We start from the raw sequence: 392 nt of genomic DNA on the forward strand, positions 1-392 counted from the left end.
CCCCCATATTCCCGGCCAGCAGGCTTTCTCCGTTGCGGCTGTTCTGCAGCGCCACGAACCGGGCGTCTTCATTGCCCATAATTCGTCCCCCTCCGCCGATAGCCTCCAGCCGTCCGTCCCGATCGGTCAGCGGGCTGAGCCAGATACCGGCGGCTTTCCCGTTTTTATCAAATGCCGGCAGCGCCACATGCGGCTGAGGGTACTTTTTCCCCGGAGAAATGAATTTTCCCGGTGAACTTCCCTGTGCCAGACCGGACTGCTGCAGGGCTGCCCGGCCCGCGGCGGTTTCATCCAGTGGCCTTGCCCGCCCGAACAGCAGATCGGCGGTTTTCACCGCCCGGTCGTTACGGGGTTCAAGAATATCGTGCGCCGTCGCTTTCTCAGGTGAATGC

General features: G+C 62.2%; 1 protein-coding gene. It reads right to left on the reverse strand.

Annotated elements, in window-relative coordinates:
- A partial coding sequence (locus JOY50_RS28640; RefSeq protein WP_243056186.1) for a conjugative transfer relaxase/helicase TraI domain-containing protein occupies positions 1 to 392 on the reverse strand: 392 nt, incomplete at both ends.

Source organism: Pseudomonas sp. BP01, assembly GCF_022760795.1.
In the GTDB taxonomy this organism is placed as follows: domain Bacteria; phylum Pseudomonadota; class Gammaproteobacteria; order Pseudomonadales; family Pseudomonadaceae; genus Aquipseudomonas; species Aquipseudomonas putida_Q.